15 protein-coding genes and 1 pseudogene are annotated in these 17,413 nt (G+C 35.2%); 12 read left to right on the top strand and 4 right to left on the bottom strand.

Going from position 1 to position 17,413, the window contains the following annotated elements; translation table 11 throughout:
- Nucleotides 1–86: 86 nt before the first annotated feature.
- Together AAHI02_RS10890 and AAHI02_RS10885 are read right to left on the bottom strand one after the other, a co-directional pair.
- Complete coding sequence (locus tag AAHI02_RS10890) at nucleotides 87–284, bottom strand: ankyrin repeat domain-containing protein (protein WP_346986610.1); 198 nt, start codon at nucleotides 282–284, stop codon at nucleotides 87–89.
- Nucleotides 274–519, bottom strand: a complete 246-nt coding sequence (locus AAHI02_RS10885; protein ID WP_346983269.1) for a hypothetical protein — start codon at nucleotides 517–519, stop codon at nucleotides 274–276. Before AAHI02_RS10885 ends, AAHI02_RS10890 begins: the two co-directional genes overlap by 11 nt.
- A 207-nt stretch (nucleotides 520–726) precedes the next feature.
- Here AAHI02_RS10885 and AAHI02_RS10880 point away from each other — a divergent pair, with 207 nt between their 5' ends.
- Nucleotides 727–846, top strand: coding sequence for a 30S ribosomal protein THX (locus AAHI02_RS10880; RefSeq protein WP_083862198.1), 120 nt, complete (start codon nucleotides 727–729; stop codon nucleotides 844–846).
- A 48-nt stretch (nucleotides 847–894) separates the two neighbouring features.
- On the opposite strand, the gene AAHI02_RS10875 is transcribed toward AAHI02_RS10880, so the two are convergent.
- Both AAHI02_RS10875 and AAHI02_RS10870 read right to left on the bottom strand, forming a co-directional pair.
- A complete protein-coding gene (locus tag AAHI02_RS10875) occupies nucleotides 895–2,157 on the bottom strand; it encodes a DUF2723 domain-containing protein (protein ID WP_346983268.1) in 1,263 nt (420 codons plus the stop codon).
- A 3-nt stretch (nucleotides 2,158–2,160) separates the two neighbouring features.
- On the bottom strand, nucleotides 2,161–2,670 hold the full coding sequence (locus AAHI02_RS10870) for a DUF2480 family protein (RefSeq protein WP_346983267.1): 510 nt from the start codon (nucleotides 2,668–2,670) through the stop codon (nucleotides 2,161–2,163).
- A 163-nt stretch (nucleotides 2,671–2,833) separates the two neighbouring features.
- Between AAHI02_RS10870 and lpxB the strand changes: the two genes are divergently transcribed.
- The 11 genes and pseudogenes from lpxB (at nucleotide 2,834) to AAHI02_RS10815 (ending at nucleotide 17,236) form a co-directional block, all read left to right on the top strand.
- Nucleotides 2,834–3,937 (top strand): lipid-A-disaccharide synthase, encoded by a 1,104-nt coding sequence (gene lpxB, locus AAHI02_RS10865; protein ID WP_346983266.1) that lies wholly within the window; start codon nucleotides 2,834–2,836, stop codon nucleotides 3,935–3,937.
- Nucleotides 3,938–4,062: 125 nt separating this feature from the next.
- Nucleotides 4,063–4,458 carry a hypothetical protein gene (locus tag AAHI02_RS10860; RefSeq protein ID WP_346983265.1) on the top strand — a complete coding sequence of 132 codons (396 nt, stop codon included), beginning with the start codon at nucleotides 4,063–4,065 and terminating at the stop codon, nucleotides 4,456–4,458.
- A 7-nt stretch (nucleotides 4,459–4,465) separates the two neighbouring features.
- Complete coding sequence (locus AAHI02_RS10855; protein WP_346983264.1) at nucleotides 4,466–5,848, top strand: ComEC/Rec2 family competence protein; 1,383 nt, start codon at nucleotides 4,466–4,468, stop codon at nucleotides 5,846–5,848.
- Between the two features lie 144 nt (nucleotides 5,849–5,992).
- Nucleotides 5,993–6,655, top strand: a complete 663-nt coding sequence (locus tag AAHI02_RS10850) for a succinate dehydrogenase cytochrome b subunit (protein ID WP_346983263.1) — start codon at nucleotides 5,993–5,995, stop codon at nucleotides 6,653–6,655.
- A 15-nt stretch (nucleotides 6,656–6,670) separates the two neighbouring features.
- The gene (locus tag AAHI02_RS10845; RefSeq protein WP_346983262.1) at nucleotides 6,671–8,683 is read left to right on the top strand and encodes a fumarate reductase/succinate dehydrogenase flavoprotein subunit; all 2,013 of its coding nucleotides are present in this window, start codon (nucleotides 6,671–6,673) and stop codon (nucleotides 8,681–8,683) included.
- A 23-nt stretch (nucleotides 8,684–8,706) separates the two neighbouring features.
- Nucleotides 8,707–9,474 carry a succinate dehydrogenase/fumarate reductase iron-sulfur subunit gene (locus AAHI02_RS10840; RefSeq protein WP_346983261.1) on the top strand — a complete coding sequence of 256 codons (768 nt, stop codon included), beginning with the start codon at nucleotides 8,707–8,709 and terminating at the stop codon, nucleotides 9,472–9,474.
- A 173-nt stretch (nucleotides 9,475–9,647) separates the two neighbouring features.
- Nucleotides 9,648–11,159, top strand: coding sequence for a TlpA disulfide reductase family protein (locus AAHI02_RS10835; protein ID WP_346983260.1), 1,512 nt, complete (start codon nucleotides 9,648–9,650; stop codon nucleotides 11,157–11,159).
- Between the two features lie 150 nt (nucleotides 11,160–11,309).
- A pseudogene (gene rlmD / locus AAHI02_RS10830) lies at nucleotides 11,310–12,724 on the top strand (23S rRNA (uracil(1939)-C(5))-methyltransferase RlmD).
- Nucleotides 12,725–12,756: 32 nt separating this feature from the next.
- Nucleotides 12,757–13,239, top strand: coding sequence for a DUF6452 family protein (locus AAHI02_RS10825; protein ID WP_346983259.1), 483 nt, complete (start codon nucleotides 12,757–12,759; stop codon nucleotides 13,237–13,239).
- The gene (locus AAHI02_RS10820) at nucleotides 13,205–13,864 is read left to right on the top strand and encodes a DUF6048 family protein (RefSeq protein ID WP_346983258.1); all 660 of its coding nucleotides are present in this window, start codon (nucleotides 13,205–13,207) and stop codon (nucleotides 13,862–13,864) included. The genes AAHI02_RS10825 and AAHI02_RS10820 overlap by 35 nt, the downstream gene beginning before the upstream one ends.
- Nucleotides 13,865–14,206: 342 nt before the next feature.
- A complete protein-coding gene (locus AAHI02_RS10815; RefSeq protein ID WP_346983257.1) occupies nucleotides 14,207–17,236 on the top strand; it encodes a reprolysin-like metallopeptidase in 3,030 nt (1,009 codons plus the stop codon).
- Nucleotides 17,237–17,413: the final 177 nt, after the last annotated feature.

The following is a 17,413-nucleotide window of genomic DNA, read 5'->3' as shown; positions in this document are numbered from 1 at the left end:
TCGTTGGCAAAGATAAGGTTTTTAGAGGTTTTTAAAACAAAAAAAAACTTCCCGAAGGAAGTTTAAACTATTTATTTCTAAAAAAATTAAAGAACTGATACCATTGCAGACTGTTTGCTTTTAGCAGCATAGTCTTTTGCCGTCTTACCTTTGTTGTCCTTTATATCCTTTTTTGCTCCGAATTTCATTAAGATTTTTGCTGCATCCATGTTTCCGGATGTTGCTGCGTACATCAAAGGCGTTACATCGCTGCAGGATTTATTTACGTCAACCTTATTTACCAGATAATTGAATGTGTTCTTTTTTATTTTCTTTTACACTTAAAGAAAGCAGATTTGTTTTTGTGCCGTTTACGGTATAACATTTTGAAAAATCTTCCTGATTGAAAACTTTCTGAAAACTTTCCGGATTATCTGTCGTAAAAGCTTTCAATTGTTCTGCGGATAATTCCTGTGCAAATAACCCGTTTGCAAAAATAGAAAGCCCGAATAGTAATGTTGCTGTAATTATTTTTTTCATAAAACTTGATTTATTTAAATAATATACAAAGCTAAATAATTTTTTTGATCAATGTTGCTAATTATTAATCCAATTCATTGCTTTTTCCAAACTTCTTTCCTGCTATATTTAATTGGGCTAGTAGTGTTTTATAATAATTTTAACAGCTGAACTTTTGATTTTAAGAGAGTATTTTCTAATTTCGTACGACAACTAAATTATATTACTATGGGAAAAGGAGACAAAAAATCCAGAAGAGGCAAGATCAACAATGGAAGTTATGGTAAAAGAAGGCCAAGAAAATCTTCAAAATCAGTTGCTGCTTCAGAAGAGAAATCAAAAAGTTAAAATAAAACAGGCTGTCCAAACTTTTCGGACAGCCTGTTTTTTTGTTTGTTAAAGCTTTTTAATTTGTTCTTCAGTATATCCTTTACTTTTTAATAGTTCTATGTATTCTAAGGCGCTGTAGGTCATCCAGTTTACCGGCTCAGGTGCTTTTTTCTTTTCAATAGTAAATTCCAGAATTCCGGAATTGTTGTTCATCCATGGAAGCATATAGTAATTTAACCCGCCTTTATAGCTTTTAAAATCATGAAACTGTTTTCCTTTGTCTGTATTATAAGCGATCTTAAAGGCTGAAAAGTAAAATGCGGGAATCAGTAAACACACCCAGGACATATTTTTTAAATAAGGCTTTTTAATAGCGGATATTCCATAACCAATGGATAAAGCGAAAATAATATTAAACGGAATAAAAAATACATAATTATCCGAAACAGCATAGAACGTTGCGAAGCCATATACAAATAATGAAGCTGCAAAGAATACAAAAAACATTTTTCGTTCAGATTTGTATAAAGCAATGATACCAACGATGCCAAATACAATAAACAGGTTAAAATTATAAAGCAAGTACACCACCGATTTTACCAAATCCTGAGCATATTGTGTGGCAGACTTTTTAAATGAATCCTGAACCCAGGTTCCCTGATCGGAACTGTATGGGGAATTGAGAGGTAATCCCTGAGATACGTTTAAAATAAATAAGGAAAGGAATAATATTGTAAAAATTAACAGAGAAGAATAAGCATATTTTTTTTCCGACCTGAAATAGAAAATAAAAAGTAGGAAAGCAGGAACAAGCATGATATTTTGAATATGTATCCATAAACTGATTCCTAAAAAAACACTTCCCCAGGCAATGTATTGTTTCTTACCATCTATGAATGATTTAATGATACAATAGAAAAATAGGCTTATCCATAGAGAATTATAGGTGTAGACTTCCACTATTTCAGCATTTCTCCAAAATGAAAAACTAAAACCAAATACAAAGGCTGAGGTTATTGAGATCCATTCTGTCTTCGTTATGGTTTTCACTGTTGCATAAATCACGGAAACCGTTGCAGCAGCAGATATAATGACTAAAAGCCGGCTGGCTTCTATTGCGCTAACACCAAATATATTTTTGATCAGTATGGCAGTGTTTATATAAAGAAAATGACTGGTCGCTGTAGCAACCGACATAAATTCGCCCTTTTCTACTAAAAAAACAAATCCTACACAATCTGCAAAAGGAATTTTCGTAAAACTTCCGGCATAATAAATTAAGAAAAACAGTAAGAATAAAATAAAAGGATAGTAAATTTTTCTTGACATTCATTAATTCTTTAAAATAGGAACATTGGAGCAGGCTTCCCCAAACATGAGAGACTTTACAACAGGTTTCAGCTGCTCTACCAATTCTATGTATGCATTTTCCGGAATTTCTTTATCGGAACAGCCTTTTACCAGAACTCTTTTTCCGCGCATTCCGTCAAAATCATGACTTTTGATAGCATTGTGCATCAGAATTACTTCAAGATCTTCGCGGTCACCGTAGACTATTTTTTTGGTAACATCAGTTAGCTTAGCTGTAATTAAAAAATAAGCCCAAAGCGGAACAATTGCATCTGCAGAATTGTAGATGTAGACATAAGCATCACGATATTCTTCTACGTTAATATTCTCAACTTTTTCACGGAAATCTTTTTCCTTTAGAATCATTTCCATGAAGAGAAAATCTTTCAGGTCAATACCTTTTCGTAGCCCTTTAGGAACGAGGTCGGTGAGATCAAAATTGATGAGGCCGCTTTCCGCAACTTTATTTCGGATTTCAAATTCTTCTGACATTTTTTATCATTATCTTTGAACAAATTTACAAATTAAGACGGTAAAACATCTTATTTTGTTCTCTATTCGTGTCATAGAAACCTCCCATAACTTCGCTTTTCAACCAAGAGAATTTAAAAAGAGGTACTAATGGCCATTAAAAAAATAAAAGATTTCAGCAAAAATGAAGTATTATATTATAGCTGGAGAGGCATCCGGAGATTTACACGGAAGTAATTTAATGAAAGCTTTAAAACAGAAAGATCCTGCTGCCGATTTCAGGTTTTGGGGAGGCGATCTGATGGCTAAGCAAGGCGGAAAAATAGTAAAGCATTACCGGGATCTTGCGTTCATGGGTTTTCTGGAAGTGGCTATGAACCTGCGTACAATTCTGAATAATATTAAATTCTGTAAAGACGATATTAAAAATAACAGGCCGGATGTTCTTATTTTAGTTGATTATCCGGGATTTAATTTAAGAATTGCAAAATTTGCAAAAGAACTGGGTATTAAAGTGGTGTATTACATTTCTCCACAACTTTGGGCCTGGAAAGAAGGAAGAGTGGAGATTATCAAAAAATATGTGGATGAAATGATGGTGATTCTTCCTTTTGAAGAAGATTTTTATAAAAAGCACGGTGTTCACTCGCATTTCGTAGGTCATCCGTTGTTGGATGCCATTTCAACATTGGAAGATATTAATGTCGAAACATTCAAAACAGAAAACGGATTAAATGAAAAGGAAATCATTGCACTGTTGCCGGGATCAAGAAAGCAGGAAGTGGAAAAAATGCTTCAGATGATGCTTTCCGTAAGACCTTACTTTGAAGATTATCAGTTTGTTATTGCCGGCGCGCCAAGTTTAACAAAAGACTTCTATGAAACCTATGTTGATGATAATGTGCATTTTGTATCCAATAAAACGTATGATCTGTTGAGGTGCTCAAAAGCAGCTTTGGTAACCTCCGGAACGGCAACTTTAGAAACAGCTTTATTGAATGTGCCGGAGGTTGTTTGTTACCGTGGAAGTAAAATTTCGTACGCCATCGCCAAAAGGCTGGTTAAAAACATCAAATACATTTCCCTGGTTAATCTGATTATGAATCGTGAGGTTGTAAAAGAACTGATTCAGAATGATTTAAATACAAATAACCTTGTAGCAGAACTGAAAAAAATATTGGAAACCGAAAAAAGATTTGAAGTTTTCAGAGATTATGAACTGCTGAGAGAAAAGCTTGGAGGCAAAGGCGCCAGTGAAAATGCAGCCGAAGTTATTATAAAGCTTTAAAATTTAAATGGAATTATAGCAATCGTAGAAAATTTTTCTGCGATTTTTCTTTTATATAACGAATGGAGGTGGTTTTGTAAATTTTTGAAATATTTGTGTGGAATTTTCATATCAAATAAATATTTTTGGAAAAACACAAATTTTTGAACAGGCAGCCACTTCTTATTCTCGTTATCTGTTTTATCCTCGGGATTTTCTTCCAGGATCAGTTTTCTCTGGATGAAAATTATATTTATTTGATTGTAGTTTTTTGCTTAATTATTTTAATTTCAACATTTTTCAGGAACTATTTCTTATATAGAATCACGCCTTATTTGCTGGGAATTATGTTCTTCGGGATGGGAGTTGTTCTTCATTTCTTTAATTCTTCCCAACACTACATTCAGGTTTCAGGAAATAAAACAATTGTTTTTAAAATTTCCAAAAAGCTGAATTCCAATGAAAAGAACAGGAAATATGAAGCTTTAGCGCAAACGGATAATGAAAAATTTAATGCAGTTTTGTATATTCCAAAAAAGTGAGAATGAATTGGATTTTAATCATTACTATAAAACGCAGGCTTATATCTTTAAGCCAAAAGCTCCACAATATGATTTTCAATTTGATTATGCAAAATACCTGAAGCGTAAAGATATTGAATATCAATCTTATGTCAATGATAAAATTTCTCATGCTGAAAGAAAAGATGTAAGCTTAAACGAAAAATTTTCCCAGAAAAGGTTAGAAATTCTTCAGAATATCGATAAAACTAATATGTCTTCAAGATCAAAAGAGTTTTTAAAAGGAATTATTCTTGCAGACCGAACGGAAATTGATGCACAAACAGTTCAGGATTTCAACAGGTCCGGACTGGTGCACTTTCTGGCAATTTCAGGGACTCATATTGTTGTGATTTTCGGGTTGTTTTACTTTTTGCTAATTAAAATTTTACCCCTGAAACATAGGAAATATGCTATTATTTCCAGCTTGATTTTAATCTGGCTCTTTACGGTTTTTATAGGCTTTGGAAGTTCAGTAGTACGTTCCAGCCTTATGCTGAGTATTTATTTTATATTTATTCTGCTTCAAAGAAAACCTGATCTTCTGCATGCCCTGGCTTTGTCTGCTTTCATTATTTTAGTTTTCGATACACAGCAGCTTTTTGATGTAGGATTTCAGTTAAGCTTTCTCGCTGTTTTAGGAATTTTTTGGTTGAACCAACCGATCCTGAGCCACTTTCCGAAACAGGACAATCGGGTGAAAAAAATAATTTTCAATACGGTTTCCATTTCCATTTCTGCGCAATTAGCCACATTGCCATTGGTTTTATATTATTTTCATCAGTTTTCATTTATTTCCATTATTGCAAATTTTTTCATCGTTCCGTTTTCGGAAATTATTATTGTATTTTCATTTGTAATGACCGCATTAATCGCTTTTCATCTGGATATTGGATTTATCAATATAGCGTACGATTTTATCATTCAGTTATTGTTAGATATCATTCATTGGTTTGCAGATTTTGATACGCTCTTCTTTGAAAATATTCCCATGAATTTCATGGAGGCCATTATGCTTTATGTAATTTTTTATCTGTTGAGGTTTGTTGTTTTAAAATTTAATATTAAAAATATCTCAGGGGTAATCATTGCTGTTTCAACATTTTTAATTCTGAGGACAGGTTTTGATTATTATGAAAGCTGCAGGTCAGAAGTTTTGATTCATATTTTTTCTAAAAATAAATTGTTCTCCGTTAAGAAGAATACATCAGTTTGTTTCTGGATCGATAAACATTCAGATAAACAGAAGGTTATAAATTTTATTATTAATCCTTACTGTGCTTCAAGAAGATTAAAAAGTTTTGAAATCAGAGTTCTGCCGGATTCGGTTCAAAAAGTGGTTTACCGGGATAAGATTTTTAAGATGAATTAATTGTTACATTTTTATGTTTTTCCTTTATTTATAATATTTTAAAGCTTATTTAGAAAGATTACAAACTGGCTATATGTGAGATTTCTCACTTTTTTGTTGTAGTTAACATTTCTTAATTTTGTGGAAAATCAAATTTAAACTTATATGGCAGGTTTAACGAGTTCTACGATAGGTAGAAAATATGCTATGGCATTGTCGGCTATCTTTTTGCTGATATTTCTGGTGATGCACCTTACTGTAAACCTTTTGTCGGTTTTTGGTGAGGATGCGTACAACAATGCTTCGCAGTTTATGGGGTATAATCCTCTTATTCAATTTGTAATGCAGCCGGTTCTGATATTCGCTGTAGTTTTCCATTTTGTGATGGGATTTGTTTTAGAAATTAAAAATCAAAAAGCACGTCCTGTTAAATACGAGTCAAATAATCCTTCTCACAATTCAACCTGGATGTCAAGAAATATGATTATTTCAGGAGCTGTGATTTTAGCTTTTATTTTTCTTCACATGTATGATTTCTGGTTTCATGAAATGAACTACAAGTATGTAGACGGCTTGCCGATTGAGGAATCGCGTTTCTGGGGAGATCTGCACGCGAAATTTGCAGATGCCTGGAGAGTAATCATATACATTATTTCTTTTATTTTACTGGGATTGCATTTGGGACACGGTTTTCAGTCTTCATTCCAATCGATCGGGGCAAGGCATCCTAAATATACTCCTGTAATTATGGCGTTAGGAAAATGGTATTCTATCCTGATTCCTGCAGGGTTTATTTTTATCGCAATTTATCACTTTGTAACTCAATAATATCAATATACTAGTATGAGTAAATTAGATTCAAAAATTCCGGCCGGTCCTTTAAAGGATAAGTGGAAAAATCATAAAGACCATATGAACCTTGTTGCACCAAACAACAGAGACAAGATTGATATTATTGTTGTTGGGACAGGTTTGGCAGGTGGTTCTGCTGCTGCTACTTTAGCAGAGCAGGGATATAATGTAAAGGCATTCTGTTATCAGGATTCTCCGAGAAGAGCACACTCTATTGCTGCTCAGGGAGGTATCAACGCTGCTAAAAATTATCAGGGAGACGGGGATTCTACTTACAGATTGTTCTATGATACCATTAAAGGTGGTGACTATAGGGCGAGAGAAGCAAATGTTTACCGATTAGCTGAAGTTTCTGCTAATATCATCGACCAGTGTGTTGCTCAGGGTGTTCCTTTCGGACGTGAATATGGAGGTCAGCTTGATAACCGTTCATTTGGTGGGGTGCAGGTAAAAAGAACTTTCTACGCTAAAGGACAAACTGGTCAGCAGTTATTATTAGGTGCATATTCTGCAATGAGCCGTCAGATCGGTAAAGGTAGAATCAAAATGTATAACCGTCATGAAATGATGGATCTTGTCATCGTTGATGGAAAGGCAAGAGGAATTATTGCAAGAAACCTTGTAACAGGTGAAATCGAAAGACATTCTGCTCACGCTGTAGTGATTGCATCCGGAGGTTACGGAAACGTATATTTCCTTTCTACGAATGCAATGGGTTCAAACGTTTCCGCAGCTTGGAAAATCCATAAAAAAGGAGCCTATTTTGCAAATCCTTGTTATGTACAGATTCACCCGACATGTATTCCTGTTCACGGAACACAGCAGTCTAAACTGACGCTAATGTCCGAATCATTGAGAAACTCAGGAAGAATCTGGGTTCCTAAGAAAGTTGAAGATTCGGTAGCTATTAGAGAAGGAAAATTAAGACCTGAAAACATTAAAGAAGAAGACAGGGATTATTATCTGGAAAGAAGATATCCTGCGTTCGGTAACCTTGTACCTAGAGACGTTGCTTCAAGAGCCGCTAAAGAAAGATGCGATGCTGGTTTCGGAATTGAAAATAATGATACTAAGGAAGGGGTGTACCTTGATTTCTCAACAGAGATCATGAAAAAAGGTAGAGAGGCCGCTATCGAAAAACATATTCATAATCCTACAGATCAGCAATTATACGATTTAGGTAAGAGCTGGGTAGAGGAGAAATATGGTAACTTATTCGTGATGTACGAAAAAATTACTGCTGATGATCCTTACAAAACTCCAATGAAGATTTACCCTGCAGTTCATTACACAATGGGCGGTGTTTGGGTTGATTATAACCTTCAGTCTACTATTCCGGGATGTTTTGTAATCGGTGAGGCTAACTTCTCTGATCACGGAGCCAACAGATTGGGGGCTTCTGCATTGATGCAAGGTTTGGCAGACGGATATTTCGTACTTCCTTACACTATTGCAGATTACCTTTCTTCGGATATCAGAACAGGAGCGATTCCTACAGGCTCTACAGCATTTGACGAAGCTGAAAAAGAAATCAAAGAAAAAATCGATTTCTTCCTTAATAATAAAGGAACTCATTCTGTAGATTATTTCCATAAAAGATTAGGAAATATTATGTGGAATAAAGTAGGAATGGGAAGAACCCCTGAAGGCTTGAGAGAAGCTATAAAAGAAATCGAAGAAGTGAGAAACGATTTCTGGAAAAACGTAAAAGTTCCCGGAGATAATGATGGTATGAATACCGAACTTGAGAAGGCATTCAGAGTAGCAGATTTCCTAGAGCTTGGACAATTGATGGCTATCGACGCGCTACACCGAAATGAATCTTGTGGAGGACACTTCCGTGAAGACCATTCAACTCCGGACGGGGAAGCGGAAAGAGATGACGTGAATTTCAAATACGTCGGAGCTTGGGAGTATCAGGGAAGCAATATCAATGCAGAAGTATTGCATAAAGAAGAACTGATCTACGATAACATCGAAGTTAAGACAAGAAGTTACAAATAATCTCCAACTATAAATACAATATTATGAGTGCAAAAAAAGGCTTACATCTTACGCTGAAAATTTGGAGACAAAAAAATAATAAATCTAAAGGTCAGTTTGAGACTTATAAAATATCGGATGTTTCTACAGATTCCTCATTTCTGGAAATGTTAGACATCCTTAATGAAAATCTTATTAACGAAGGAAAAGAGCCTATTGCTTTCGACCATGACTGTCGTGAAGGAATTTGCGGAATGTGTTCTCTTTACATCAACGGTAGAGCGCACGGTCCTGATACAGGAATTACTACCTGTCAGCTTCACATGAGAATGTTCAAAGACGGTGAAACGATCGTTATTGAGCCATGGAGAAGTGCTGCTTTCCCGGTTATTAAAGATTTAATGGTAGACAGAAGCGCATTCGACAGAGTAATGGCTGCAGGTGGTTTTATTTCGGTGAACACTTCAGGAAATACTTTGGATGCCAATGCAATTCCGGTTCCTAAAGAAGATGCAGACAAAGCAATGGATGCTGCTGCTTGTATCGGATGCGGAGCTTGCGTAGCCACTTGTAAAAACGGATCCGCAATGCTTTTCGTGGGAGCTAAAGTTTCTCAATACGCGCTTTTGCCGCAAGGTAGAATAGAAGCGAAGAGAAGAGTTCTGAATATGGTGAAAGCTATGGACGAAGAAGGATTCGGAAACTGTTCCAATACCGGTGCATGTGAAGTGGAATGTCCGAAAGGAATTTCCCTTGAAAACATTGCCAGAATGAATAGAGAATATATGGCAGCTTTTGCTGACAGAGGATAAGATTTACTTATTATATCACAAAAAATCGTCTCCTGTATGGATGACGATTTTTTTTAGTTAAATCTTTCATAAAAGTAGCATTTACTTGCTTTTAATTTATCTAAAAACCTATTTTTGCGTAATTATAAAATTTAAAATGAAAAAATATCTTTTATTGTTTATCATCGCTGTATTTGCGATGTCTTGCTCTAAAAAAAGTTGAAGTAAAAGGGAAAATTAGCGGCGGTTCTCCATTAGAAAGAATCGAATTTATCGAAGCATCGGGAGTAGCTACTTTACCATTAATTAATATCGGTATCAATAAAGACGGAACTTTCGCCGGAAGCTTTGAAGCTCCTAAAAGCGGAATGTATGTAATGTCTTATGGAGGAAAACAAAACCTGATCTATTTGAAGGGAGGTCAAAAGCTTGAGATTACAGGTAATGGAATGACTTTCCCATCAGAATATGTTATTACGGGTGATGCCAAAAACAATAATGATTTCTTTACAGCCACACAAAAATATCTTTCAACGTATGCTCAGAAAGTAAATATGAATGAGCTTATGGCAAAAGATGAGAAAACTTTCTTAAAGGGAATTGAAAAAGTTCAGGCTGATATTAATAAAAATATCGAAGAGAACGTTAAGAAATTCAATCCTGATAATGAGATTGTACAGTGGAAAAAGAATGATTTATCAAGTACTTTGCTTACTATTCTGAATCAATACGAAATGAGTCACAAACAAATGGGTAACCCATCTTTCAAAGTGACAAAAGCTTTCACAGATTACGAAAACAAGCTTCAGGAAAATAAAGATATCATGGTAAAAGAGAATCCTTACTACAGACAATATCTTTTAGGAAAAATGAGTCCTGACTTCCAGAAATATGCGCAGGCAAACAGTGCCGGAAAAACGGATATTACGACTTCAGAATTGTTTACTGAATATTTAAAGAAAAATCAGAAAGACCTTTCACAGACGGCAAAAGATTATTTATTAGCTTTTGTAATGGCTCAGTCTGATATTCATCCGGGATCACCTGAAAAAACAGTTGAAAAGATCAAGAAAATCATTGATACTGATATTAAAGATGCTACTATTAAGGAAGATTTAAAGAAAATCCAGTTTGCAATCAATGGTTTCAAAATTGGCGAGCTGGCTCCGGAGGCATCATTGATTAAAGCTGACGGAAAATCATACAGTCTTTCTTCAAACAAAGGAAAACCATACATGATGATGTTCTACGCATCCTGGAATCCTTATATTGGTGAGGCATCAATTCCGGTATTAAAAGAAGTTGTAAATTTCTACAAATCAAAAATGAATTTTGTTTTTGTAAATGTTGATGATACTAAAGACCAGTTTGTGAAAACAAGTAATTCATTATTGAAAGGAATTGCAGGAACGAATGCTTATGGCGAAGGAGGATTAAATTCTGATATTGCCAAGAAATACGGAGTTTACGGTTTCAAATTACCTTGCTTCGTTGTTGTTGATAAAGACGGGAAAATTGCAAGCAAGCCATTCTTCAATCTTGGAGATCCTGAATTGGTAACTGTTCTGGATAAACAAACCGGTCTTTCTGCTCCTAAAGTAAATCCTAATGTTCAACTGCAACCGGGATCGGGTATGGATCCGGCTGCTGCGGGTCAACAGGCTCCTCAGCAACAGGCAAATCCTCAGCCGGCTCAGACAAAATAATTTAAATTCAATACAGATAGAAACCTTGTCTTCGGATAAGGTTTTTTTTATTGTATTTTTGCAGACTGAAACGTCAGCGTTTTCGATTATACTTTGTCAAGGATTAAATATTTGAGAAAGTTTAAAAAATTAAAACAGAAAAAATTCTTAATGAAAAAGAGAAATAAGAAAAATATTATTCTTGAAAATATTAAACTCTTAAATGCAGGAGCAAAAGGTGTTGCCATCGGTAGAACGGAGGAGGGGAAGACTGTGATGGTGACAGGAGCAATTCCGGGAGATGTTGTGAATGTAAAAGTTAAAAAAAGCAAAATCCAAATACTACGAAGGTGAAGCCGTAGATTTGCTTGAAAAATCACCTTACAGAGTAGATCCTAAATGTATTCATTTTGGGGTTTGCGGGGGATGCAAATGGCAGAATATGAGCTATGAAAAACAGCTGGATTTTAAGCAGGAAGAAGTTTATAATAATATAAAAAGAATCGGGGGAATTGATAACTTTGAAACAATGCCGATTTTGGGTTCAGAAGAACAGTATTATTATAGAAATAAAATGGAATTTTCTTTTTCCAATGCACGCTGGCTGACTCAATACGAAATAAGCTCGGAAGAAAATTTCGGGAACAGAGACGCATTAGGATTCCATATTCCCGGAATGTGGAGCAAAATCCTTGATCTTAAAGAGTGCTTTCTTCAGGAAGAACCTTCCAATACAATAAGGCTTGCAGTAAAAGAATATGCTGTAAAAAACGGTCTTGACTTTTTTTGATGTCAGAAATCATGAAGGTTTCCTGAGAACTTTAATGATGAGACAAAACTCAAAAGGAGAATGGATGGTTCTTTTCCAACTTTACAGGGAAGAAAAAGAGAGCAGAGAAAAACTTTTCGAGTTTCTATTGGAAACTTTTCCACAGATAAAAACGCTGGTTTATGCGATCAATCCAAAACCTAATGATTCAATCTACGATCTGGACATCAATGTGTATTCAGGGGAAGGATTCTTAATGGAAGAAATGGATGGACTGAAATTCAAAATCGGGCCAAAATCGTTCTTTCAGACTAACTATAAACAGGCTCTTGAACTGTATAGAAAAACGCTTGAATTCGCAGATTTAAAAGGCGATGAAGTAGTATATGATCTTTATACGGGAACGGGTACTATTGCCCAATATGTTGCGAAAAAGGCTAAGCAGGTAATCGGTATAGAGTCTGTTCAGGAAGCCATAGACGCAGCTGTGGAACACGCAGAATTGAATGGTTTAACGAATACAACGTTTTATTGCGGTGATATGAAGGATATTTTTAATGATGAATTCCTTGCCAGTCATCCGAAAGCTGATGTTTTAATTACTGATCCGCCAAGAGACGGAATGCATCAGAAAGTGGTAGAGCAGATATTAAAACTTTCACCTGAAAAAGTGGTCTACGTGAGCTGTAACTCCGCAACGCAGGCTCGTGATCTTGCTTTAATGAAAGAACATTATGATGTGGTGAAAATTTTACCCGTGGATATGTTCCCGCAGACTCACCATGTTGAAAATATTGCATTGCTGATTAAGAAATAATTTATTTAAATTTGAAATGATCAAATATTAATATGAAATATTTTAAATTCCTGTTAGCTTTATGTTTTATCAGTATGCTGCTTTCCTGCGGGTCTGATGATGACATTTGTGAAAGTGGTGAGGGAACGCCTAGAATGAAAGTCTCATTCCTCACTTTTGCCGATAAAAAAGTAAAAACGGTTGACTCTCTTTATGTTGCGGTAGATTACGGTTCGGGGAAAGTTCAGCTTGGAGGGCAGGCAAAAATCACCTCCAGAGTAATTCCTTTAAGAGTAGATGATTCTCCGTACACTGATATTTATTTCCGAACAGAAAATAACGGAACCGAATCTAAAATAAGGGTAAATTATTCTACAAAATCTATCTATGTTTCGCCGGGATGCGGAATTAAAAAAACGTATGAAAATTTAAATTCGGTATTAACTCCATCAACAACAGCCCCGATAAAAGGTATAGAAGAAGGACAAAATTTTATAGAAAATGAAGACAAAACAAATCTTTACCTTCTTTTTTAGTGTAATGACTATTTTGAGTTATGCTCAGAATACGAAAAAAACAGAAAAAGAAAAATGGAAATACGAACCGAATTTTATGGTTGGAGGAGATGTTCTTAATACCGGAGTTGCTTTTTTTTCAGACAGAAAGCTGTATCAGGGTTTTATTTCTTCAAAAATAAAGGGTAATATTCATGGTATTATTGAAGCTGGATTTGAATCTAATATCTATCAGAAAAACAGCTATGATGCAAAGGCTAATGGTCCTTTTTTGAAAATAGGTGCATTTTATATGTTGGCGAAAGATCCTGAAAATGAGTTTAATGGTTTCTATGCAGGTGGAAAAGCAGGAGGTTCTTTTTATACTCAGGAATATATGGCAGTACCTGTGCGTGGCTTTGGAGGAAGTAGTTCTTCTGTCAGTTTTCCATCATCTACTCAATCATCTTACTGGCTTGAGGGAACTATTGGAGGCAGAGTACAACTTTTTGAATCCAATTTTTACATTGATGTAAATCTACAGCCAAGATATCTTATTTTCACCACAAAACAAGATGACATACAGCCTATGATCGTTCCGGGATTTGGCAAAAGCTCTTCTAAATTCAATATGGGCTTTGCCTGGAATGTGGCGTATAAGTTTTAGATGTTTTTGCAACGGAAGAACATCACTGTTCCAAAACTGTGTTGATTCATCGCTGGTTATTAATAGAAAAGGAACAATCAATAACAGTCAGTAAATGTTCTGACTTTGTAAAAAGTAATTATGTTCTTGCAATTAAAGACAATAATATTTCAGAAAGTATTAAGTTTATCAAAAAATAATTAAAGAATTTAAATATTAGAAACCTTAGACAAGTCTGAGGTTTTTCTTTTCTTTTTATTTTATAATTGACATATTTTGTTTTTTATGTTAAAATTAATATGCATATAGCAGTATATAATCAATTATAGTTATATTTGGCGTAAATTTTTAATAAAGTTAATTATGAAAAGATTATTTACTGCCTTAGTCTGCACTTTTATAGGTGGGTCGGTGTTCGCGCAGTGGTCACCAACTTCACTTAAAAAGAATGCAGATAATAAAAGAAGTGCAGGATTTAGTGTAGAGCGGTCTAATGTAAGAAGCAATGGGTATTACAAATTGGATATTGAGTTGCTAAGATCACAACTGAAAAATGCAGTCGAAATGGGTCCAAATGCTGTACCTGTTGTAATTTCCCTTCCTACTATAAATGGTAAGATTGAAAGATTTAATGTATATAGCTTTCCAGTAGTTGTAAAAGATCTGGCAGATAAATACCAATTAGGATCTTATGTAGGAACTAGTATTGAGGATCCTACCAAATATTTAAGATTCAGTCTTGCTCCTAACGATTTCCAATCAATGATTATTGACGGAGATAAATATGAATTTATTGAGCCAACTCTTACAGATAGAACTGTATATTCTGTTCATCCTAAAACCAGAAAGCTTGGTGGTGGGTTTTTATGCTCAACTGACGAATCCCCGGCAGCTAAAAAGGAAGTTGAAGAGTTAGTTGAAAAAGGAAAATCTTTTTCACATCAGCCAACAGATTTTGCCAAAAATTCTGATAAAAAATACAGAACGATGAGATTGGCTCTGTCTGTTACAGGCGAGTATACTCAATATTTCGCTAATCAGGCAGGTTTGCCGGCAACTGCTACTGATGATCAGAAAAGAGGTGCAGCACTCGTTGCAATGAATGCAACTATTACCAGGGTAAATGCGGTATTTGAAAAAGATCTTGCCTTACACCTGAATCTACAAAGTTATCCCAGTATTATTTTTGTAAATTCAACTACAGATCCTTATTCAGGACCTGCAGCTGGTGTTGCTGGCGCTTGGAATCAGCAATTACAAACAACATTAACTACTAATGTCGGAAATACCAACTATGATATTGGCCATTTATTTGGAAGATCAGGTGGAGGTGGAAATGCAGGATGTATAGGATGCGTATGTGTTAATCCTTCAACAAATGTACCTTTAGGTAAAGGTTCAGGGTTTACATCTCCTGCAAATGCTATTCCTCAGGGAGATAGCTTTGATATTGATTATGTTGCTCATGAAATGGGACATCAGTTAGGTGGAAATCACACATTTTCAATGAATCTGGAAGGAAGTGGTGTAAATATGGAACCAGGCTCAGGTACTACTATCATGGGATATGCAGGGATTACAGGTCCTGATACAGATGTTCAGATGAATTCTGATCCATATTTTCATAAAGCAAGTATTGGACAGATTCAAACAAATTTAATTGCAAAGACATGTGATGTTGAAACAGCAATTACCAATAATCCCCCAGTCATTGCTACCTTGCCGACATATAACATTCCTAAAGGAACAGCATTTGTCTTAACAGCTTCAGCAACTGATCCTGAAAATGACCCTATGACTTATTCTTGGGAAGAAGTTGATGATGCAACCGTTACTACTAATAAATACAATCTAGGTAATACTATATCAGGTGCTTCGTTCAGATCTAAAGCTCCGAGTACGAATCCTACAAGATATTTCCCTAGCTTCGAATCTGTAATGAATGGTGTTTTAGACAATTCACAAAATACCTGGGAAGCAGTTTCAACCAGAGCAAGAACTACAAAGTTTGCTGTAACGGTAAGAGATAATAATGCAAATCTACTTCAACAGCAAACTAATTTTAGAGTTCAGAATATTGTGGTTGGAGATAACGGACCATTTAGATTGGCTAATCAATATGCTGATGTAAATACTCCTACTCCTATTCAGTGGATTGTAGCTAATACTAATGCAGCTCCGTATAACGTTGCAAACGTAAAAATAGAGTATACGACCAATAATGGAACTACTTGGACGGTTTTATCAAATTCAACGCCTAACGATGGAAGCGAAAACTTTACCTTTCCAACCTCATTGAACGGACAGACTATTAAAGTAAGAATTTCTTCAATAGGAAACGTATTCTATGCAGTAGGGCCTGTTACAATAGGGGCTTTGGCTCCTTGTAGTACTGCTGCTCCTACGAATGTGGCAGTAAGTAGTATGACATTTTCTTCAGCTAGTGTATCATGGATGTCTTACACAGGCGCAACATATAAAGTGCGTTATAGAAGAGTGGGAACAACTGTATGGAATGAAATGGACACAACAGTACCTTCTATAAATTTAACTGATTTAATAGATAATTCAACTTATGAAGTACAGGTCGCTGTAGTATGCGGAACAACAATAGGTAATTATTCAGCATCAGTTAATTTTACATTACCTGCTCTTGATTATTGTACAGCAAATACAACAGATTCAGATTATGAATATATTGAAAACGTAACAGTTGCCAACATAAACAATACAACAGCAAGCAGTACTTATAGCAATTATACTACAAATACAGCTTTGCAGATAAACTTGACAAAAGGTACTACTTATCCTATTTCTATAACTATCGGAAATGGTGATCCTAGCCCGCAGGACTATGATGTAGCAGCGGTTTTCATTGACTTTAATAAAGATGGTGTTTTCACTGATTCTGAAAAAGTACTTGATTATCCTGTAACCTTAACCGATCCTTCAACTGTAGTGAACGGAAGTTTTGTAATACCTGCCGATGCAGTAGAAGGCCAGCCTCTTAGAATGAGAGTTATAGCATTCTTTGTAGGTGCAGATGCTGAAGGTGCAAGTATACCGGCAAGTTTTGCGTGTGGTGAAAATTTTGATTACGGAGAAGTTGAAGATTATAACGTTGTGATTTCCAGTGCGCTTGCAACTAGCGATGTAGCAGGTCCTAAAAACGGAATTCAGATCTATCCAAATCCTGTATCAGATATTTTAAATGTAACTAAAGTTTCTGATAAAGCAGCCTATAAAATTTACAGCGCTGCAGGTCAGTTGGTGAGACATGGAAATATTAATAACGGTCAAATCAACGTTTCCGAATTAACGAAAGGAGGTTATGTGATTACTATTGAAGAGAAAGGAAAAGATTTATTCAGCTCCAAGTTCATCAAGAAATAAGCAATAGCTTTTAAATAATTTAATATGTTTAATCCTCAGGGCAACCTGGGGATTTTTTTATTGTAGTTGATATATATTTGAAATTAATCCTGATTTTAAAATCTAATTTATATCGCAAACAAAAAATTAAATGAATCAATACTGATGTCATATATAAATGATCTAATGTTTGTTTAT

The organism is Chryseobacterium sp. POE27 (genome assembly GCF_039727685.1).
Classification (GTDB): domain Bacteria; phylum Bacteroidota; class Bacteroidia; order Flavobacteriales; family Weeksellaceae; genus Chryseobacterium.
This window is presented reverse-complemented; position numbering and strand designations above follow the sequence as displayed.